This window comes from Rhizobium sp. CCGE 510 (genome assembly GCF_000292525.1).
Lineage (GTDB): Bacteria > Pseudomonadota > Alphaproteobacteria > Rhizobiales > Rhizobiaceae > Rhizobium.
Genome location: NZ_AEYF01000001.1, coordinates 324,455 through 344,758, shown reverse-complemented (window position 1 = coordinate 344,758; position 20,304 = coordinate 324,455). Strand labels below are relative to the sequence as shown.

21 protein-coding genes are annotated in these 20,304 nt (G+C 60.3%); 14 read left to right on the top strand and 7 right to left on the bottom strand.

Features of this window, described 5'->3' with window-relative positions; all coding sequences use genetic code 11:
- Positions 1 to 103: 103 nt before the first annotated feature.
- Both RCCGE510_RS01690 and RCCGE510_RS01685 read right to left on the bottom strand, forming a co-directional pair.
- Positions 104 to 1,000: an alpha/beta hydrolase gene (locus RCCGE510_RS01690; protein ID WP_007626541.1), complete on the bottom strand. Its 897-nt coding sequence runs from the start codon at positions 998 to 1,000 to the stop codon at positions 104 to 106.
- A gap of 64 nt (positions 1,001 to 1,064) precedes the next feature.
- Entirely contained in the window at positions 1,065 to 3,140 is a 2,076-nt protein-coding gene (locus RCCGE510_RS01685; RefSeq protein WP_007626532.1) for a lytic transglycosylase domain-containing protein, read from the bottom strand.
- 212 nt (positions 3,141 to 3,352) lie between these two features.
- Between RCCGE510_RS01685 and dapA the strand changes: the two genes are divergently transcribed.
- The gene (dapA, locus tag RCCGE510_RS01680) at positions 3,353 to 4,237 is read left to right on the top strand and encodes a 4-hydroxy-tetrahydrodipicolinate synthase (protein ID WP_007626531.1); all 885 of its coding nucleotides are present in this window, start codon (positions 3,353 to 3,355) and stop codon (positions 4,235 to 4,237) included.
- A gap of 92 nt (positions 4,238 to 4,329) precedes the next feature.
- Complete coding sequence (gene smpB, locus RCCGE510_RS01675) at positions 4,330 to 4,809, top strand: SsrA-binding protein SmpB (RefSeq protein ID WP_007626530.1); 480 nt, start codon at positions 4,330 to 4,332, stop codon at positions 4,807 to 4,809.
- A gap of 150 nt (positions 4,810 to 4,959) precedes the next feature.
- Here smpB and RCCGE510_RS01670 read toward each other — a convergent pair whose 3' ends face one another.
- Complete coding sequence (locus RCCGE510_RS01670; RefSeq protein ID WP_007626529.1) at positions 4,960 to 5,541, bottom strand: NYN domain-containing protein; 582 nt, start codon at positions 5,539 to 5,541, stop codon at positions 4,960 to 4,962.
- A gap of 296 nt (positions 5,542 to 5,837) precedes the next feature.
- On the opposite strand from RCCGE510_RS01670, the gene rpoZ reads away from it, so the two are divergent.
- The 8 genes from rpoZ (at position 5,838) to era (ending at position 12,880) form a co-directional block, all read left to right on the top strand.
- The gene (rpoZ, locus tag RCCGE510_RS01665; protein ID WP_007626528.1) at positions 5,838 to 6,239 is read left to right on the top strand and encodes a DNA-directed RNA polymerase subunit omega; all 402 of its coding nucleotides are present in this window, start codon (positions 5,838 to 5,840) and stop codon (positions 6,237 to 6,239) included.
- 228 nt (positions 6,240 to 6,467) lie between these two features.
- Positions 6,468 to 8,702, top strand: a complete 2,235-nt coding sequence (locus RCCGE510_RS01660; RefSeq protein WP_007626527.1) for a bifunctional (p)ppGpp synthetase/guanosine-3',5'-bis(diphosphate) 3'-pyrophosphohydrolase — start codon at positions 6,468 to 6,470, stop codon at positions 8,700 to 8,702.
- Positions 8,703 to 8,895: 193 nt separating this feature from the next.
- Positions 8,896 to 9,045 carry a DUF3563 family protein gene (locus tag RCCGE510_RS33015; protein WP_007626525.1) on the top strand — a complete coding sequence of 50 codons (150 nt, stop codon included), beginning with the start codon at positions 8,896 to 8,898 and terminating at the stop codon, positions 9,043 to 9,045.
- 158 nt (positions 9,046 to 9,203) lie between these two features.
- Positions 9,204 to 9,794 carry a DUF2062 domain-containing protein gene (locus RCCGE510_RS01655; protein WP_007626523.1) on the top strand — a complete coding sequence of 197 codons (591 nt, stop codon included), beginning with the start codon at positions 9,204 to 9,206 and terminating at the stop codon, positions 9,792 to 9,794.
- Positions 9,795 to 9,832: 38 nt separating this feature from the next.
- Positions 9,833 to 10,237 carry a holo-ACP synthase gene (acpS, locus tag RCCGE510_RS01650; RefSeq protein WP_007626522.1) on the top strand — a complete coding sequence of 135 codons (405 nt, stop codon included), beginning with the start codon at positions 9,833 to 9,835 and terminating at the stop codon, positions 10,235 to 10,237.
- Between the two features lie 236 nt (positions 10,238 to 10,473).
- A complete protein-coding gene (gene lepB / locus RCCGE510_RS01645; protein ID WP_007626521.1) occupies positions 10,474 to 11,217 on the top strand; it encodes a signal peptidase I in 744 nt (247 codons plus the stop codon).
- A complete protein-coding gene (gene rnc, locus RCCGE510_RS01640) occupies positions 11,214 to 11,933 on the top strand; it encodes a ribonuclease III (protein ID WP_007626514.1) in 720 nt (239 codons plus the stop codon). Before lepB ends, rnc begins: the two co-directional genes overlap by 4 nt.
- An 8-nt stretch (positions 11,934 to 11,941) precedes the next feature.
- Positions 11,942 to 12,880 carry a GTPase Era gene (gene era, locus RCCGE510_RS01635; protein ID WP_007626512.1) on the top strand — a complete coding sequence of 313 codons (939 nt, stop codon included), beginning with the start codon at positions 11,942 to 11,944 and terminating at the stop codon, positions 12,878 to 12,880.
- A 47-nt stretch (positions 12,881 to 12,927) separates the two neighbouring features.
- On the opposite strand, the gene RCCGE510_RS35930 is transcribed toward era, so the two are convergent.
- On the bottom strand, positions 12,928 to 13,062 hold the full coding sequence (locus RCCGE510_RS35930) for a hypothetical protein (protein ID WP_276310624.1): 135 nt from the start codon (positions 13,060 to 13,062) through the stop codon (positions 12,928 to 12,930).
- Here RCCGE510_RS35930 and RCCGE510_RS01630 point away from each other — a divergent pair.
- The 4 genes from RCCGE510_RS01630 to RCCGE510_RS01615 all read left to right on the top strand — a co-directional run bounded on the left by RCCGE510_RS01630 (position 13,031) and on the right by RCCGE510_RS01615 (position 16,434).
- Entirely contained in the window at positions 13,031 to 13,783 is a 753-nt protein-coding gene (locus RCCGE510_RS01630) for a Crp/Fnr family transcriptional regulator (protein ID WP_007626511.1), read from the top strand. The genes RCCGE510_RS35930 and RCCGE510_RS01630 overlap by 32 nt on opposite strands.
- A 222-nt stretch (positions 13,784 to 14,005) precedes the next feature.
- Positions 14,006 to 14,476, top strand: a complete 471-nt coding sequence (locus RCCGE510_RS01625) for a response regulator (RefSeq protein WP_037077484.1) — start codon at positions 14,006 to 14,008, stop codon at positions 14,474 to 14,476.
- A gap of 88 nt (positions 14,477 to 14,564) precedes the next feature.
- Entirely contained in the window at positions 14,565 to 15,329 is a 765-nt protein-coding gene (gene recO / locus RCCGE510_RS01620; RefSeq protein WP_007626509.1) for a DNA repair protein RecO, read from the top strand.
- A 109-nt stretch (positions 15,330 to 15,438) separates the two neighbouring features.
- On the top strand, positions 15,439 to 16,434 hold the full coding sequence (locus RCCGE510_RS01615) for an aldo/keto reductase (RefSeq protein ID WP_007626508.1): 996 nt from the start codon (positions 15,439 to 15,441) through the stop codon (positions 16,432 to 16,434).
- A gap of 40 nt (positions 16,435 to 16,474) precedes the next feature.
- Here the strand turns inward: RCCGE510_RS01615 and RCCGE510_RS01610 are convergent, their stop codons facing one another.
- From RCCGE510_RS01610 to RCCGE510_RS01600, 3 genes are all read right to left on the bottom strand, one after another.
- Positions 16,475 to 17,332, bottom strand: coding sequence for an MOSC domain-containing protein (locus tag RCCGE510_RS01610; RefSeq protein ID WP_007626507.1), 858 nt, complete (start codon positions 17,330 to 17,332; stop codon positions 16,475 to 16,477).
- 9 nt (positions 17,333 to 17,341) lie between these two features.
- A complete protein-coding gene (locus tag RCCGE510_RS01605; RefSeq protein WP_007626506.1) occupies positions 17,342 to 17,986 on the bottom strand; it encodes an HD domain-containing protein in 645 nt (214 codons plus the stop codon).
- Between the two features lie 149 nt (positions 17,987 to 18,135).
- On the bottom strand, positions 18,136 to 20,031 hold the full coding sequence (locus tag RCCGE510_RS01600; RefSeq protein WP_007626505.1) for an EAL domain-containing protein: 1,896 nt from the start codon (positions 20,029 to 20,031) through the stop codon (positions 18,136 to 18,138).
- Positions 20,032 to 20,304: the final 273 nt, after the last annotated feature.

The following is a 20,304-nucleotide window of genomic DNA, read 5'->3' as shown; positions in this document are numbered from 1 at the left end:
CTGATCTGACTTCGGTCAATCAGGAAAGCCCGGCTCTAGAGCCGGGCTTTTTGTATTTCGACAGATGGCAGGGATAGCTGCCGGATGTCCGGCGTCAACCAGGCTATCCGCAGGTGGCGAGAAAAGCTCCAATAGCCGCGGGAATGCTGCTGAGATGCAAGAGGGGTGCATGTCCTTGCCCTTCGGCAGTCTGAAAGATCAACCCCGAATGCCGGCGTGCCATTTCATCGGCTGTCTCCTTTGAAAGCAGAGACGTATTTTCGCCGCGGATCAGCAGGAGCGGAAACCGGCTCAGGCTTTCGAACTGCTCCCAGAGATCGGGCAACGGCTGGCTGAGATCGACCGATTTCAGTGCCTCCGCGATCGCCGGATCGAAATCGGCGACCGGTCTTCCGCCGATGTCGCGATAAATGGCACGTGCCATCTCGCGCCAGTCGTCGCTTCCAAGCGCGGTGAACGACGCGCCATGATTTTCCTTCACTATATCGGCCGCCGCATTCCAATCTTCCGGCCCTTTGCCGCCGTTGAGATAGTCGCGAATCCGCGCCAGCCCTTCGGTCTCGACCACAGGCCCGATATCGTTGAGGATGACGGCTTCGAGAAGATCCGGCCGTGTCGCCGCGATCAGGTGCAGGATCAGCCCGCCCCGGGACGTGCCGATGAAGACCGCCCGCTCGATTCCGAGCGCCGCGCAGGCGGTAACGACGTCGCCGGCCTCCATGGTGAGATTGTAGTTCGCCTTGTTCTCATCCCAGGCCGAGTTCCCACGCCCGCGCGAATCCAGCGCGATCACCCTGCGTGCGGTTGTAGTGTCCCGGGATAGAAGCAGCGCAAGCGGATGAAAATCCCGCGAATTGCGGGTCAGGCCGGGCAGGCAGACGACCGGCAGTCTTCCCGCGGTTGCCGCCTCGCCGGGCCGATAGTCGCGGGCATAAAGCTTTAGCCCATCCGACGACGCATAAAATCGTTCCTGGAAACCGCTTGCATCCGTATCCGGCATCGCATCCCTCGAGAGTTGTTGATCCCGCAGATGTAGCCTGCTTCTCGAGCCGCGCCAAATGGCTTCAGGAGGCGCCGCGTCCGCCGATCAGGTCGCGCTCGATGTCGGTTGGCTGGCCGAGACGGGCCTTGTAGACCTCGTAATTCTCCATCACCCGCTGGACGTAGTTGCGCGTTTCGGGGAAGGGGATGCGCTCGATCCAGTCGACGATCTCGTCAATCGACTTGCCGCGCGGATCGCCATAGCGGCCGATCCATTCTGGTACCCGCTTCGGCCCGGCATTGTAGGCGATGAAGGTGAGGATGTAGGAGCCGCCGAAGGCGTCGATCTGCTCGCCAAGGTAATGCGCGCCGAGCGTGGCGTTGTAACCGGCATCGGCCGTCAGCTTGTCCTTCGAATAGGTGATGTTGTGGCGTTTGGCCACCGCCTGGGCTGTTCCTGGCAGAAGCTGTAGCAATCCCCGTGCATTCGCCGCCGAAACCGCGGCTGGGTTGAAGGCGCTTTCCTGCCGGGCGATAGCATAGGCGAGTGCCTTGCCGGAGCCTGATATATTGGCATTCGCCGGAATGACGCCGACCGGAAAGGCGAGCGCGGCGACGTCGATGCCGCGTCCATAGGCGATCTTGCCGATCTGCAGCGACAGATGGTGATCACCGGCTTGCTCCGCCTGTGCCGCAAGCACAGCCAGTTCACCGGGGCTTTGCAGTTGATCGGCGAGTGCGAGATAGAGAATGTCGGCCCGCCACCCATGGCCTGCCGCCTCCAGCCGGGCGATCGCCTGCACGGCTTCGCGTGCCAGGAACCGTTGCCGGTCGTCCGCGCTTGGCGAGGGGTAGGTAACGTTCAGCGTCTTTCGCCCCAGTCGTTCTGCCGCGAGCTGGCCATAGAAAGTGCCGGGAAAAGTCGCAGCCTTCGCATAGAATTCGCTGGATCTGCCGGGACCTCCGGCCTCTGCGGCTCGTCCAAGCCAATACCAGGCGCGTGAAACCGAGATCGGCCCGTTTGATGTCTGGAGGATCTTGCGGAAGTGTTGTTCCGCGGTTGCCGGATCCTGCAGGCCGCGAAGCGCGTACCAGCCGGCATGGAACTCAGCCTCGACGATATCCGTCGGGCTCGTTGCGGCGTAGTTCGCGACGATGCGATAGGCAGGCTTGAACTGTCCCTGGTCGACCAGGCCGCGGCTGACGATACGCTGCTCGTTCCACCACTCGCCGGAATTGACAAGTTCGCTGCGCTCGGGCGGCATCTGCTCCAGAAGTGCCGCCGCCTCGGCATATTTGTCCTGCTTGCGGAGATATTCGATCCGCGCAAACAGCAGGCCGGCATCGCCACGCCATCTGGCGTCGACGGCGTCAAGCAGCGCGCCAGCATTGCCTGCCTTGGCGTCGACGGCAGACCAGGCTTTGTAGAGCGACTGCGCCTGGCCCATGTCTCCGAAGCGCTTGGCCTGCGCCACTCGGCCGCGATACATCAGATAGTCCATCCGCGCCTTGTGGTCGGCAGGCGTCAGCAGCGCCGAAAACTCGATGAGGATCTTGTCCTCGGTCGCCTTGTCGAGAGCCTCTCCGCGCCAGACCTTGCGGATATATTTTGCCGCCTGCGCCTGCTTGCCGGTTGCAACCAGCGCCCGGCCGAGGATGACGGCGCCCTGCATCATCTCAGGCGCGGTATCGCCGAAGGCAGCGAGCACGGCTGATGGGGCGGGGTTTTCGTCATAGAGCGCGCGTTCGGAATAGGCGCGCAGCCGCGAAAGGCCCGGCCAGCTCTTGAGCTCTTGCGCAGCACCGGCAATTTCATAGGAGGGAACGCCCTTCAATCCGGAAACGGCGATCGCCCAGGTGAGGATATGACGATCGAGCGTACCGTCGCGCATGCTGTCGCGGATCGACAGCGCCAGCTGCGGGTCCTTGTCTGAAAGCGCGTCGAGGCCGGCTTTCAGGTCGCCGTTGACAGGCGCGATGGCCGGATTACGCGGAATGGCGCCTGTTGTCATCGATTCCGGTACGGCTGTCTCGGGAATGAAGCCGAGCGGCTTGACAGAAGGCATGGGCACGCTCTCGCCGGGAAGCGGCGACGCTACACTGCCCCACGCGGCGGCAATAAAGCCGAAGGCGGACAGAATCAGGACAGCTTTCTTCATCCGGGATCTCGCAACGAAAACACGCCCTGCCATTTGGCTAGAGGCATCTTAACGAAACCTTACCATACCAGGTAAAATTCATTCACATCTGCTATCGGAATTTGCCCTAAACCGAACTCTACGCGCTTGTCGCGATGATTTCGGCGCTCTATGGTGCGCAAAATATTCATGGAATGCGGCCGAAGCAAGGATTTGGTCGTGAGGAGCTTTGCATGTTCACTGGGTCCATTCCCGCCCTCGTCACCCCTTTCTCGGATGCCGGACTGATCGACGAAGACAGCTTCGCCGCGCATGTCGACTGGCAGATCAAGGAAGGCAGCAGGGGTCTCGTTCCTGTCGGCACGACAGGCGAATCTCCCACCCTGTCGCATGCCGAGCACAAACGGGTCGTGGAACTCTGCATCGAAGTTGCCGCAAAACGTGTCCCCGTCATGGCTGGCGCCGGCTCGAACAATACGCGTGAGGCGATCGAGCTTGCCCAGCATGCCGAAAAGGTCGGTGCGGACGCGGTTCTGGTCGTCACGCCTTATTATAATAAGCCGACGCAGAAGGGATTGATCGCGCATTTTTCGGCGATTGCCGAGGCGGTCGATCTGCCGATCTATATCTACAATATCCCCGGGCGCTCGGTGGTCGACATGACGCCGGAAACGATGGGTGCGCTCGCCAAAGCGCACAGGAACATCGTCGGGGTCAAGGATGCGACCGGCAAGATCGAACGGGTCTCCGAACAGCGCATCACCTGCGGTACCGATTTCAGGCAATTGTCCGGCGAGGATGCGACGGCGCTCGGCTTCAATGCCCATGGCGGTGTTGGCTGTATTTCGGTAACGGCCAATGTCGCCCCGCGCCTCTGCGCCGATTTCCAGGCGGCGACGCTGAAAGGCGACTATTCGAGCGCGCTGGAATATCAGGATCGGCTGATGCCGCTGCACAAGGCGATCTTCCTGGAACCCGGTCTTTGCGGTGCCAAATACGGGCTCTTCAAGCTTGGTCGTATGAGCCGCAACGTCCGCTCGCCGCTGATTTCGGCGCTGGAACCGGCAACAGAATCGGCGATCGACGCCGCCCTGCGCCACGCCGGGCTGCTGAACTGAAGAGACCGGCCGTCTTCACAAGGCCGGGTCGTTCCCTTACATAAGGGCAAGCAATGAGGGCGCGGCTTTTCGCGCCCTGAAGGGAAATCGTCATGGCCCCCAAAGGCAGCCAGCGCGTGGTGAACAAGGTCGTGGCCGAAAACCGCAAGGCCCGCTTCAACTACGAGATCATCGATACTTACGAAGCCGGCCTCGTGCTAATGGGCACGGAGGTCAAGGCGCTGCGCGAAGGTAAAGCCAATATTGCCGAATCCTATGCCTCGGATGAGGGCGGCGAGATCTGGCTGATCAATTCCTATCTGCCGGAATATCTGCAGGCGAACCGCTTCAATCACGAACCGCGCCGACGCCGCAAGCTGCTGCTGTCGGGGCGTGAAATTCATCGCCTTCGCTCTGCTATCAACCGTGAAGGCATGACGCTGATCCCGTTGAAGATCTATTTCAACGATCGCGGCCGCGCAAAGATGGAGCTGGCGCTCGCCAAGGGCAAGAAATTGCACGACAAACGCCAATCCGAGAAGGAGCGCGATTGGAACCGGCAGAAGAGCCGCCTGCTGAAGGACAATGGCTGACCACACTGGGCTGCCCGCATGCCGTGATTGGCGATCACACGGCAATCGGCCGCTGTCGCTGATCTCGAAGATGCGTGCACGGCACTGCCGGGAGGGGGCTGCTACGCCCTTGTCCCTCGCGGCCACTCGCTTCGAAATGATCGTTTAAGATCAGTCCTCTACATCGCTCGTCGGTGCGACTTCGACCTGACGTGCGGCTCGCTCCGCGGGATCGCGACCAATTTCAGCTTTTAGAGACAGGAGATCGATGAAGTGGTCGGCCTGGCGACGCAGGTCGTCGGCGATCATCGGCGGCTGTGTGGCCATGGTTGAGATCACCGAGACCTTGCGGCCTCTGCGCTGCAACGCCTCGACCAGGTTGGTGAAGTCGCCGTCGCCCGAGAAGATAACGAGATGATCGACCGTTTCGGACTGTTCCATGGCGTCGATCGCGAGCTCGATGTCCATGTTGCCCTTGATCTTGCGGCGACCCATGGAGTCGGTGAATTCCTTGGCAGGCTTGGTGACGACTTTATAGCCGTTATAGTCGAGCCAATCGATCAGCGGCCGGATCGACGAATATTCCTGATCTTCGATCAGAGCCGTATAATAGTAGGCGCGCAGCAGATAGCCGCGTTTCTGGAATGCTTTCAGGAGCTTGCGATAATCTATGTCGAAGCCGAGGCTCTTGGATGCAGCGTAAAGGTTGGCGCCGTCAATGAAGAGTGCAATTTTTTCGCGTGGGTCAAACATCGCTTACCAATCCAATGAGAGCAATAGAAATCCGCAGGACCAAAATTCAATAAAAACAATGACTTGTGTTTTGATTTCGATCCGATCCATACTTTAACAATTATTCATATATGAAAGATTTAGGGCACGATTCGGCATATTCCAAGCAACCTTCGGTGGAATTGTGACATTCTCCATGGAAATTTAGCTCAGCCGCGGATAAAGACGAGGGGAGCCGGAATGAAAAACTTGTATTTGCCCGGTTTTAATTGTATCGGGCGTGCTAATCCCGAAATGACGACCGCAAAGGACAGGCAATGGCCCGTGTCACAGTTGAAGATTGCATCGACAAGGTGGAGAACCGCTTCGAGCTGGTTCTGCTCGCCAGCCACCGCGCCCGGCTGATTTCCCAGGGTGCCTCGATCACCATCGATCGCGACAACGACAAGAACCCGGTCGTCGCCCTGCGCGAAATCGCCGACGAGACGCTTTCGCCCGATGACCTCAAGGAAGATCTGATCCATTCGCTGCAGAAGCATGTCGAAGTCGACGAGCCCGAACCCGATCCGGCCAGCATGATCGCCGCCGGCGGTGCCGCCGCGGCCGATAGCGAAGAGCAGGACGTGCCGGAGACGATCACTTTCGACCAGATGTCGGAAGAAGAGCTGCTCGCCGGCATCGAAGGCCTCGTACCGCCGGAAAAAAGCGACGACTACTAAGCGCGTAGGCTGATCCCGGTCGCATTAATGCGACCCCGGTCGCGTTGATTCGATCCAGGGCGCATGTGGCCCCGGGTAGAATTCGATCCGGGAAAACTTTGATGCGATGCAAAAGAGCGATGATTACCAATCGTCAATCTTGCGCCTTTATTGCTTAGGCATATTATTGCCCATGTGTGCGCCAATCGTTGATTGGCGCGCTTTTATTTTTATCGGAGTGGCTTTGGAATGATGCGGCAGTACGAGCTCGTGGAGCGGGTTCAGCAATACAAGCCCGATGCCAATGAAGCACTGCTGAACAAAGCCTATGTCTATGCCATGCAGAAACATGGCCAGCAAAAGCGCGCGAGCGGCGATCCCTATATTTCCCATCCGCTCGAAGTCGCCGCCATCCTCACCGACATGCACCTTGATGAATCGACGATCGCAGTTGCCCTTCTGCACGATACCATCGAGGATACGACGGCGACGCGCGCCGAGATCGACGAACTCTTCGGCGAGGATATCGGCCGCCTGGTCGAGGGTCTGACGAAGATCAAGAAGCTCGACCTCGTCACCAAGAAGGCCAAGCAGGCGGAAAACCTGCGCAAGCTGTTGCTGGCCATTTCCGACGATGTGCGCGTGCTGCTCGTCAAGCTAGCCGATCGTCTGCACAACATGCGCACCCTCGATCACATGTCGGCCGACAAGCGTGCCCGCATCTCCGAGGAAACGATGGAAATCTATGCGCCGCTCGCCGGTCGCATGGGCATGCAGGACATGCGCGAGGAGCTGGAGGAACTCTCCTTCCGACATATGAACCTGGAGGCCTACGAGACCGTCACCAAAAGGCTGGAAGAGCTCTCCAAGCGCAACGAGGGCATCGTCAAGAAGATCGAGGCCGAACTGCGCGACCTGCTGGTGGCAAGCGGCCTGACCAGCGCCTACGTCAGGGGCCGGCAGAAGAAGCCCTATTCGGTCTTCCGCAAGATGCAGTCGAAGTCGCTTTCCTTCGAGCAGCTTTCCGATGTCTACGGCTTTCGTTTGATCGTCGAGGACATCCCCTCCTGCTATCGGGCACTCGGCATCGTTCACACCCGCTGGCGGGTCGTGCCTGGCCGCTTCAAGGATTATATCTCGACGCCGAAGCAGAACGATTACCGTTCCCTGCACACCACTATCGTCGGTCCCTCCAGCCAGCGCATCGAACTGCAGATCCGCACCAAGCGCATGCACGAAATCGCCGAATTCGGTATTGCTGCCCACACGCTCTATAAGGACGGTGCCACCAATGCCGACGGCGACATCCTGTCTCGCGAATCCAATGCTTATTCCTGGTTGCGCCATACGATCGAGGCGCTGGCCGAGGGCGATAGCCCGGAAGAATTCCTTGAGCACACCAAGCTCGAACTCTTCCAGGATCAGGTCTTCTGCTTCACGCCGAAGGGCAAGCTGATTGCCCTGCCGCGTGGCGCCACTCCGATCGATTTCGCCTATGCGGTGCACACCAATATCGGCGATACCACGGTGGGCGCCAAGATCAACGGCCGGATCATGCCGCTGGTGACGCGGCTTGCCAATGGCGACGAGGTCGAGATCATCCGCTCCGGCGTGCAGGTCCCGCCCGCCGCCTGGGAGGAGATCGTCGTCACCGGCAAGGCGCGCGCCGCCATCCGCCGCGCCACCCGCATGGCGATCCGCAAGCAATATGCCGGCCTCGGCCACCGCATTCTTGAGCGTACCTTCGACAGAGCCGGGAAGATTTTCTCCCGCGAGGCGATGAAGCCGGCGCTGCACCGTCTCGGCCAGAAGGAAGTCGAAGACGCGATCGCCGCCGTCGGCCGTGGCGAGATGTCCTCGCTCGACGTGTTGCGCGCCGTCTACCCCGACCATCAGGATGAGCGCATCACCGTGAGGCCCTCCGGCGACGACGGCTGGTTCAACGTCCGCAGCGCGGCCGGTATGATCTTCAAGATCCCCGGCAAGGCCAAGCCCGGGCCTGACGGCGGCCATTCGGAAATCGACACCGAAGCCGATATCGGGCCGATCCGCGGCCTGTCCGGCAATGTCGACGTCAAGTTCGCGTCCACAGGCGCGGTGCCCGGCGATCGCATTGTCGGCATCATGGACCAAAGCAAGGGCATCACCATCTATCCGATCCAGTCGCCGAGCCTGCAGCGCTTCGACGATCAGCCCGACCGTTGGATCGACGTCCGCTGGGACCTCGACGAAGCCAACAAGTCGCGCTTCATGGCGCGCATCATGGTGAATGGGTTGAACGAGCCCGGCACGCTTGCCAAGGTGGCCCAGACGGTTGCAGGCCTCGACGTCAATATCCGTTTGTTGAATACCGTGCGGGTAGCCGCGGATTTCACCGAAATGATGCTCGAGGTCGAGGTCTGGGACCTGCGACAGCTCAATCAACTGCTCGCTCAGATGAAGGAGCTGGACTGCATCGCCACGGTCCGGCGGCTTTATGAATAGGATTTTGTTGGGCTCCCAGGGCCCCGACCATAAAATTGCACATTTTATGATCGTTCCGTGGTCATGATGGAGCCTTAAAAAGGCAAGCAATGCGTTTAGCGCATAGCTGTCTCCATGTTGCGGCTGTAGTAATTAACCTGTGCCGGGCCTATCTTCTGGTCATCGAAACGCAAACAGAAGATGAGACAAGAAAATGTTTGACCCTATCAGGAAGTTCGCTCGCGCTTTCCGCGCTCCGACCACGCAGGAACGTGAAATGGCATATCTCAATGGCTCGCTCGATCGTATCGATCTCGAGTTTCGTCAGCGCCAGGTCGACCGCGGTCTGTTCCGCACTCGCTGATACTGAACTTAATACTTGAGACGAGTGAGGGACGTTATGCATGACGGACGCCCCTCGGCATGAAGAAGCTCATCTCTGCGAAGAGAACTGAGCTGTTTTTTACGCGGTATCAATTGCCGCTCTTGTCATGGTTAGGTGCGCTGCACTAAATACCCGCCATGTTGTTTCTCCGTCGCAAGCCCGCGGGATTCAAGGAAAAGATGCGAGAGCTTCTATGGCCCCGCAAAGGTTTCCTTCGCCCGATCCGTTACCTGACAATGCGCATCCTGCGCCTGAGCGCTTCGCCGCATGCGGTTGCCGCCGGCGTCGCTGCGGGTGTCTTCGTCTCGTGGACGCCGTTCATCGGCGTGCATTTTGTCATGGCTTTTGTCATCACCTATTTCCTCTCCGGCAGTATGGTGGCCGCCGCCCTCGGCTGCGCGGCCTTCGGTAATCCGCTGACCTACCCCTTCATCTGGGGCATCACCTGGGAGATCGGGCATCTGCTGTTGAGCCGTGAGGATCATCTGGCCGGCCAGGCGGTTGATCTGGCCGCCCTCTTTCACAAGCTGAACTTCACCGAGCTGTGGAGACCGGTGCTGGAACCGATGCTGGTCGGCGCCATTCCGCCGGGGGTCGTTACCTCCGTTGCGCTCTATGCGCTGACGTTCTACACCGTGAAAGGTTTCCAGACGCGCCGCCACACACGGCTGTTGGAGCGGGCGCGTTTGCGCCTGGCCAGCCCGGCCGGCGACATGCCGAGCGTATGAGCCTGATCAAGAATGCTTAAACGACGGAAGGTTCCGGCATGATCATCGGCATTGGCAGCGATCTGATCGACATTCGTCGCGTCGAGAAATCCATCGAGCGTTTCGGCGAGCGCTTCACGCGTCGCTGCTTCACCGAGATCGAGCGCGCGCGTTCCGACCGCCGGGCAAATCGTGGCGCATCCTATGCTAAGCGTTTCGCCGCCAAGGAGGCCTGTTCCAAGGCGCTCGGCACCGGCATAGCCCAGGGGGTCTTCTGGAAAGACATGGGCGTCGTCAACTTGCCGAGCGGCAAGCCGACCATGGTTTTATCGGGTGCTGCCGCCTTGATCCTCGAATCGATGCTGCCCGCGGGCCACAGGCCCGCCATTCATTTGACAATAACGGATGATTATCCCTTGGCGCAGGCCTTCGTGATTATCGAGGCGTTGCCCGAGAGCCTCTGATCGCGACCTTGACGCGACCTCTCGTCGCTTTTGATGTTGTCGCCATTGCCGCAACCGACCGAAGTCGCTAGAACAGGATGATTTTAGGCCGATCGGCCTAGAATCTGAATCCTGTTCTAAATTAAAGAGTTAGAGCATGATGTCGTCCGAAAGCCGCGCACACTTTTCGGCATCATGCTCTAGAGAGAACGACAGAAGAATTGCGCCGCCGCGGCGTCTTGAAGGAATAAGACTGCGTGTCCGAAAAAGTCGAAACCAAGCCGAACGCCCTCTGGGAAAATATCAAAGTCATCATCCAGGCGCTGATTTTGGCGATGGTGATCCGAACGGTGCTGTTCCAGCCTTTTACCATTCCGTCCGGTTCGATGATGCCGACGCTGCTCGTCGGCGACTACATCTTCGTCAATAAGTTCGCTTACGGCTATTCGAAATATTCGCTGCCCTTCTCGCCCGACATTTTCAGCGGCCGCCTGTTCGGCACTGATCCGAAGCGTGGCGACATCGTCGTCTTCCGCTTCCCGCCTAACCCTGAGGTCGATTACATCAAGCGCTGCATCGGCCTGCCGGGCGACCATATTCAGGTGACCGACGGCGTACTCTACGTCAATGGTAAGCCGGTTCCGAAGGTGGCGGACGGTACCTTCACGTCGGATTACAAACTCGATCCGGGCGCCGATGTACCGGTCTTCCGCGAAACGCTCGACAGTGGCAAGACCTACGACACGCTCGATCAGTCTCCCGTGTCGCGTGGCGATAACACCCGTGAATTCATCGTGCCGGAAGGCCATTATTTCATGATGGGCGACAATCGCGACAACTCGCTCGACAGTCGTTTCGACGTCGGCTTCGTGCCTGCGGAAAATCTTGTCGGCCGCGCCAGCGTCATCTTCTTCTCGCTCGGCAACGACACCTCCTTCCGCGAAATCTGGAAGTGGCCGACGAACATGCGCTGGGACCGCCTCTTCAAGGTTGTTGAATGAGCAAGGCGCAGACGCTTTCTGCGGCGGACCGCGCAAAGCTTGAAGGCCTGATTGGTCACGACTTCGCCGAAAAGGAACGCCTGGATCGGGCGCTGACCCACGCCAGCGCCCGCACCGAAAAGGGCGGCAATTACGAACGGCTGGAATTCCTCGGCGACAGGGTTCTCGGGCTCTGCATCGCCGAGCTTCTGTTTCGCACTTTCGGCGCGGCGGCGGAAGGCGAGCTCTCAGTCCGCCTCAACCAGCTCGTCAGCGCCGAAACCTGCGCCGCGGTCGCCGACGAACTCAATCTTCACCTCTATATCCGCACCGGCGCCGATGTGAAGAAATTGACCGGCAAGCGGATGATGAACGTGCGCGCCGACGTCGTCGAAAGCCTGATCGCCGCGATCTATCTCGACGGCGGCCTCGAAGTTGCCCGCCGCTTCATACTGCGCTACTGGCAGGGTAGGGCGGTCAGGGCCGATGGCGCCAAGCGCGACGCCAAAACCGAGCTGCAGGAATGGTCGCACGCGAAATTCGGCGTCACGCCCAACTACCGGGTTGATGAACGCAGCGGACCGGATCATGATCCGCGTTTCAAGGTGACGGTGGAAGTTGCTGGCATAAAGTCGGAAACCGGCGTAGAGCGGTCGAAGCGTGCCGCCGAACAAGTTGCGGCGACGAAGATGCTTGAGCGCGAAGGCATTTGGCAGCAATCGCCTGCCGGAAACTGACGGGACTAATGACACAAGAAGATATCGCGGCCGAAGCTGCTGCAGAAACCAATCGTCCGACGCACTCGGGCTTCGTCGCGCTGATCGGGCCGACCAACGCCGGCAAGTCGACGCTGGTGAACCGCCTCGTCGGCGCCAAGGTATCGATCGTCAGCCATAAGGTGCAGACGACGCGCGCCATCGTCCGCGGCATCGCCATCCACGATAACGCCCAGATCGTCTTCATGGATACGCCCGGCATTTTCAAGCCGCGACGTCGGCTTGACCGCGCCATGGTGACCTCGGCCTGGGGCGGTGCGAGGGATGCCGATCTGATCGTGCTGCTGATCGACAGCGAGCGCGGCCTGCGCGGCGATGCCGAAGCCATCCTCGAAGGCCTCAAGGAAGTCCGGCAGCCCAAAATCCTGCTGCTCAACAAGATCGACCGCGTCAACCGTGAGGATCTGCTGGCACTCGCAGCCGCCGCCAACGAGAAGATCGCCTTCGAACGCACCTTCATGATATCGGCCGAAAACGGCTCCGGCTGCGACGATCTCATGGACTATCTGGCCGCCACGCTGCCGGAGGGGCCATGGTACTATCCCGAAGACCAGATCTCCGATCTGCCGATGCGTCAGCTCGCCGCCGAGATCACCCGCGAGAAGCTGTTTTTGCGGCTGCATCAGGAGCTTCCCTACGCCTCGCATGTCGAGACGGAAAAGTGGGAAGAGCGCAAGGACGGCTCGGTGCGGATCGAGCAGGTGATCTATCTCGAACGCGACAGCCAGAAGAAGATCGCGCTCGGCAAGGGTGGTGAAACCATCAAGGCGATCTCGACTGCGTCGCGCAAGGAATTGTCCGAGATCCTCGAGCAGCCGGTCCATCTTTTCCTGTTCGTCAAGGTTCGCGAGAATTGGGGTGATGATCCCGAGAGATTCCGCGAAATGGGTCTCGATTTTCCGAAATAAGCATGGCAAGGATTTCGTCGGCCGGACGCCAGCCCATTGTTTCCGCATTAAAAAATGGCCTCGCTCACGGAACAGATTTGTGGCTTGCGCATTGCTTGATGAACGGCGTGCCAACGATGGTGCGCCGGTTTTGCAACGGCAAGGGCAAACATGGTGACGTCGAGTTCGGTCAATTCTTTCAAGACCCCTTGCCAGCAATGTCCTTTGCGGCCCCTGCCGCATTTCAGGGAATTCAGCCGCGACGAGCTGGAATTTGTCTCGATCTTCAAGAGGGGTGAGCTTGCCGTCGATGCCGGCTCCACTATCCTTGTCGAGGGCGCACACAGCGCTCATCTCTTCACGGTGCTTTCCGGTTGGGGCTTTCGCTACAAGATGCTGGAGGATGGGCGCCGCCAGATTCTGAATTATATCATGCCGGGCGATCTGATTGGCCTGCAGGGAACGATCGCTGGCGAGATGCAGCATTCCGTCGAAGCGCTGTCGCCGGTTTCCCTTTGTGTCTTCGAGCGTGACAGGCTGATGACGCTCTATAACAAACACCCCTCGCTCGCCTTCGACATCACCTGGATCGCCGCGCGCGAGGAGCGTATTCTCGATGAACACCTGCTCAGCATAGGCCGCCGCACGGCGCTGGAAAGAGCAGCCTACCTGATCGCGTTCCTGTTTGAGCGTGGCCGGAAGCTTAATCTCTTCAAAGGCCGCAAATTCATCCCCATCACCCAGCAGCACATTGCCGATACGCTCGGCCTATCCATCGTCCACACCAATAAGACCTTGAAAAAGCTGGGAGAACGTCGGTTGATCCGCTGGCAGGAGCGCGGTTGCGAGCTGCTGAACGGCGATGAATTGATGGCCATTTCCGGTTGGGAAGGGCTCGGCGAGGGCAAACGCCCCTTCATCTAAAGCGTGTCGCGATCTTTCAGATTCGCTTGTCACGCTTTAGGTCTTTGTTTTTACGCATGTCTCTATCGCAAAACCGCAGCACACTTTTGCGAGACATGCTCTTAGCCCTTGGTCTTATGTCTTTTTTAAATGCGCATTAGCAGCTCGGAAAATAAGGTCGACCGTCGCCTTTCCTTCGATATTGATTCTTATCGACCGGGCACAAAAGTAGTTTATTCAGAAATGGTGGCGGAATTCACCGATAGCGTGCCATGCGGGGCACCGGAAGGCAATGATGTTGGCGAAATGGCCGGGGCGCTACGACAGGCGCCCGACGGGAGGCATGGGATCATGAGCGCAATCCGTGTTCTGGTTCTTGAAGACAGTCTGATCATCGCGATGGAGGCGGAGGATATGCTGCGCCTGGCCGGCGTCGAGAGTATCGATATCGTCGGCAGCGTGGAACAGGCGAGGGCTGCCATCGCTGCGGAGGCATATGATTTCGCCCTTCTCGACGTCAATCTCGGCGAGGGCATGAGCTTCGGATTTGCTCGTCATCTTCTCGATATCGGCATTCCCTTCGGCTTCGTCAGCGGTTATTCCGATACCGGCGATTTCCCGCCCGACTTGCAGCACATTCCGCTTTTGGTGAAGCCTTTCGACGAAACGGCGATGCGTGACTTCCTGCTGAGGCTTTTCCCGGCTGTCGCCTGACGCGGTCCATGACATGTCGCCCGAAAACCGCTCACACTTTTCGGCATCGTGCTCTAGGATGGATTTGTCAGCGTAAGGAATTCCTCCGATGCAGTGGCAGGACCATGCGATCATCCTGGGCGTCAAGCGCCACGGCGAGACGAGTGTCATCGCCGAGGTGATGACGCGTGATCGCGGCCGCCACCTGGGTCTGGTGCGCTCCGGCCGGTCGCGCGCCATGCAGCCGGTGCTGCAGGCGGGCAATGGCGTGGAGGTCCTCTGGCGCGCCCGGTTGGACGAACATCTCGGAGAATTTCGCGTCGAGCCGGTGACGTTGCGCGCCGCACGCCTGATGGAAACGGCCACCGCCGTCTACGGCGTTCAGGCCATGGGCGCGCTGCTGCGACTGCTGCCGGAGCGTGACCCGCATCCGCACCTCTTCGATGCGCTGGAGGTTATCCTCGATCACTTGCACAACCCGGCCGATGCCGGCGAACTCTTCGTGCGTTTCGAGCTTGCGGTGCTGAACGATCTCGGCTTCGGTCTCGATCTGGCCGAATGCGCCGCGACCGGCGCCCGTTCCGATCTCGCCTATGTCTCGCCGAAATCCGGCCGCGCCGTCAGCCGCAGTGCCGGTGCCCCGTGGGCGGACAAGATGCTGCTTCTGCCGCCCTTCCTCGGCATCGAAGGCAACCATGCAGCCGACTTCGACAGCCTTGCGGCGGCGTTCCGTCTCACCGGATTCTTTCTGCACCGCCACGTCTATGAACCGCGCGGCATCGAGGCCGTGGCAGCCCGCGACGGCTTCGTTCAGGCGGCACTCAAGGCGCTCAATCCTGCTTTGCGGACGACTTCTGGTCCGATCTCCGCTTGAGATCTTCCGTCAGGCATTTTTTGCGGGTGCAAAACATCCTCCGGATTTGGCGGTTTACCCGCATATGAGCCCTTCCTATGTCTTGGAGATGCCAACCAAGGAGGATTTCATGCTGACCAAGACCGCAACCCCGACGACGATCACGCTCTGGAACGGCCGCGAAATTCCGCGTCTCGGCATGGGATGCTGGGCGATCGGCGGTCCCTTCTTTGCAGGTGATACGCCACTCGGGTGGGGAGACGTCGACGATGATGAATCGGTGGAGGCGATCCATCGCGCCATCGAACTCGGCATCCGCTTCTTCGACACCGCCTCGAACTACGGCGCCGGCCATTCGGAGGAGGTGCTTGGCCGGGCGATCGGCAATCGCGACGATATTGTCGTCGCCACGAAATTCGGCTTTGCCACCGATCCGCAAACCAAGCAGGCAACCGGCGCCTTCGCCGATGAGGCCTTCATCCGCCGCTCGGTCGAGACCTCGCTGCGCCGGCTCAAGCGCGACCGCCTCGATCTCCTGCAGTTCCACCTCAATGACTTTCCACTGGCACAATCGGATGCCGTCTTCGACACGCTGGAAGCGTTGCGCACCGAAGGTAAGATCGATGGGTTCGGCTGGAGCACCGATTTTCCTGATCGTGCCGCCCGTCCTGCCGGCCGTCAGGGCTACGTCTCCGTTCAGCATACGATGAATGCCTTCGAGCCGGTGGCGGAGATGATCGCGGTGATCGAGGGGAAGGGCTTGATCTCCATCAATCGCGGTCCGCTGGCCATGGGCCTCCTGACCGGCAAGTTCACTGCCGACAAGGCGGTGGGCGCCAAGGATGTACGGGGCGCGGCTCTCGACTGGATGGTCTATTTCAAGGACGGGCGCATAGCTCCGGAATTTGCCGCAAGGCTCGACGCCGTTCGCGATCTCCTGACATCGGGCGGCCGCACGCTGACGCAAGGGGCGCTTGCCTGGCTCTGGGCGAGGTCGCCGCGCACACTGCCCATTCCGGGCTTCCGCACAGTCACCCAGGTGGAGGAAAATGCCGGTGCGCTGGAAAAGGGACCGCTATCGGCCGATGTTATGGCCGGGATCGACGCCGCGCTCGCGCGCGTCTGACGCTTCCAAAGCGGGTCGCATCAGATTCTGAGGGCGCCCATCATGCTGCGGCGCGACGCTTGAGCGCCCAGCCGTCCGGCCTCTCTTCTATAATGCTGACGGCGTCGCCGCGCGTGATCCTGCCGTTGCCGCGTGGGGTGACGTTCCAGCCGAAGAGCGGGCCGGGCACACGGCGGTCGGCCGACATGCGGATGCGGCCCATTGATGGCATCGGGTTGGGGCCTTCGCGTGAACCGGTCAACTGGTCTTGCGTCGTCATGATGCAGCGCGAGCAGGGTTTGACGAGATCGAAGCGGATGCCGGCGATCTCGATCGCCGCCCAGCGATCCTCCGGCCAGGCCTCGTCGATATCGATGACGATGTTCGGACGGAAGCGTTCCATGCCGACACTGCCTTCGCCATGGGCGGCGAGATCGGCGTTCAATGCCTTCAGTGAGCCGGTCGTCGTCACCAGGATCTGGTAGCCGTCGGTGAAGGTAACGGGCGAGCCTTCGCCGGCCCATTCGGCATTCGCTGTCCGCCGTGCCTGCCCGTCGAAGAAGACGAGCCGCACCTCGCGGCCAAGCCATTCGGAAAGCTGCCGGTTGCTCTCGGGATCGGCGACGGCGGCGCTGACGATCGATTTCCACACAGATACGTCCATGCGGGTTTCAGGCTGAGGCGGCAGCACCGATATGTCCGCTTTTCCCTGCATCAGCAGCCGGAAGGCGTTCGCCTCAGGTCGTACCTCGATGCGCGCGAGGTTCGGCAATTCGCGCTGGGTGATGAAGTGCCCGTTGGGATCAGTGATCATCGCCCGCCGGTCGCCGGGAAGCCCATAGGCGTCGATGTCGGCCGAAGGCAGGGCAATGCCGCGGGCGCTCTTGAGCGGGTAGATGAAGAGGTCGCTGATCCGCATGCCGTTCTCCTAAATCTCGTTCATGAAAGCCGAGAGGAAGTCGCGCAGGCTCTTGTCACGCGCGGCCGCCAGCCTGCGGCCGGTCTCGGTCTGGAATCCTTCCGCCAGTTTGAACAGCTTCGTCTGGAAATGGTCAATTGCATAACGCTTGTCATCGAGCGGGCGGTTCGCGGCCGCCGGGTCGAACGGATCATAGAGTCCAGATCCCAGTCGCCCGGCGATATAGAAACAGCGTGCGGCGCCGACCATGCCGATCGCGTCCAGCCGGTCGGCATCCTGCAGGATCTTTGCCTCCAGCGTCTGCGGCGCCACCCCGGCCGAGAAACTATGCGCGGTGATGGCGTGAGCCGCAGCGTCGATATCCGCCTGGCTCCAGCCGAGTTCTGCCAAGATTGCCGATGCCTTCCGCGCCGCCAAAGCCGATGCCTGTGCCCGCAGCGGCGAATTCTTCTCGACGGCGACGCAGTCGTGTAGCAGCACGGAGGCGGCAAGAATTTGCCCGTCGCCGCCTTCGCTAGCATGGATGCGCATGGCGTTCCGGAAGACGCGCAGGATATGGGCAAGGTCGTGCGAGCCGTCGTCGCCATCGGTCGCGTGTGCGATCAGCGCTGCGGCGAGCGTTTCATGAGGAGAGAAGGCTTCGGCCTCGAACATTGCGCCACCTGTTATGAAGAAGAACGTTTCCGTCGATAGAACATCGGATCGGAAGCGGATGCGGAGATCTCGGTCAAGCCCACGACAATGAAGGCTCGATGACCGCTGCCGATTTTGTAGCGGCTTGCCTTGCGAGTCGCAATCGAGGCTCAGCGCCTGGGGATCTGCGTCTCGCCGCCGTTCTCCGGGAGGGAGAGAAGATGGGGCACGTCACGCACGGGTCTCGGCGGACTGATGTGATAGCCCTGGATCTCATCGCATTCCTCGCATTCGAGCAGCGCCAGCTGCGCGGCCGTCTCGACACCTTCGACAGTGACGCGCATCCCGAGCGCATCGCCGAGCAGGATGATCGCGTGCATGATCGCATGCGCCTCCTTGTTGTTGGCGATGTCGTTGACGAAGGATTTGTCGATCTTGATCTTGTCGAACGGGAAGCTGGAGAGATAGCTCAGCGAGGAATAGCCGGTGCCGAAATCGTCCATCGAGATGCGGATGTCGCGCTCCTTGAGTGCATGCAGGATCGGCAGCACCTCGCTGAGATTTTCCATCAGCACGCTCTCGGTGATTTCGAGCTCAAGCCGCGACGGTGACAATGAGGCCGCCGCCAGAGCCTCGCCGACATCCCTGGTCAGGTCGCTGCTGCTGAACTGCATCGCCGAAACGTTCACGGCGACTTTGATGTCTTCGGGCCACTCTGCTGCATCGTTGCAGGCCCGGCGCAAAACCCAACGGCCGATATCGACGATGAGCCCGACCTCTTCGGCGAGCGGAATGAAATCCATCGGCGCAACACGACCGCGGATCGGATGGTTCCAGCGGATCAGCGCCTCGAAGCCGCAAATGCGCCGCTGCGAAAGGTCATAGAGCGGCTGGTAGTGCAGCTCGAACTCTTCCTTCTCGACGGCGGCTCTGAGGTCGGCCTCCAGCGCGTGGCGGAGCTGCATCTGCGCTTCCATCTCGCCGGCGAAAAAACGCTCGCGCTTGCGCCCGTCCGCCTTGGCGTGCGACAGCGCCACGCCGGCATGTTTCAGCAGGATATCGGTTTCTTCGCCATCTCCCGGGGCGACTGCGATCCCCATCGAGACGCTGAGCTCCACCTGTTTTTCGCCGTGCCGGAAGAGATCGGAAAGCTCGCGGCGGATCTGCTCGGCCAGCGCCGTCACATTCCACGGCTGCTGCCTGCCCGTCTGCAGGATGGCGAATTCATCCGAACCCAGGCGCGCCAGGGTGTTTTCCGAACCGGCCGAGGCCCGGATGCGCTCGGCGACCTGCTGCAGGATCTTGTCGCCGGCGGACACGCCCATCATGTTGTTGATCGATTTGAACCGGTCGAGGTTGAGATGAACGAGGGCGATCTGCTCGTCCGGTTTGCGCGCTGCGAGCGCCGCATCGACCTGCTGGCGGAAATGGATGCGGTTCGGAAGACCGGTCAGCGGGTCGTGGTGGGCCAGAAAAGTGATGCGCTCGGCCGCCTCTCGATCCTCGGAGATATCGGCATGAATGGCGATGTTGCTGCCGTCGGCAAGGATGGTCACCATGCTTTGGATGATACGGCCGTCGTCCATCAGCCATTCGCGCCGACGGATACTGCTGCTGTTTGCGGCTGCCGAGGAGTGTCGCCCGGCCCGCCGGCCGGGCCTCGCGCTGGTGCCCTCCGCGCCGCGCATCTTGTCGATGAGGTCGTCGATTGTCGCGCCGGGTGTCATATCGTCCTGTGTCAGGCCGAAGAGCTGACCGAAGCGAATGTTGGAAAGCGTCAGCCGCTGATCTGCGTCGAAGACGCTGAGACCGAGCGGCAGGTTGTTGAGGATGATTTCGAAGAGCCTCTGCTGTCCGTCGAACGCCTGGCTGAGGGCCGACATATTGCCTCTCAGCGCTTGGTTCTCCTTCAGCAGCGTTTCCGCGCTTCTCTCGATCTGGTCATAGTCGCTTTCATGGACGCGATAGGTCGCGATCACAAGCTCCATCAGACGCTGCGCGTCGACCGATCCATCGGCCGTGACGGCCTGGCTGCATTGCTGCCAGAAGAGCGCTTCAGCTTTCATGTCGAGGCCTCTGCGCGGCGGCCGCGGCGGCCACAGCCGGGCCCGTTTGATGGACGTACCTCATCAAATGGGAAACCCTGTCCAAAGTGGCCATGAAGTTGATTTTTCATAAATTAATCGCCCAGGTGGTGTCTCGTGAGCCTATTCTGAATGGGCAGGATTAATATTCGGTTGCAGTGCAGCAGCAGCCTCATGTCGTTAGGCATTTGTTTTATATGTGAAAAATTGCTGAAATACCGCAGGGCTGCTTCGTCTGATGGGGGCAGATGTTCG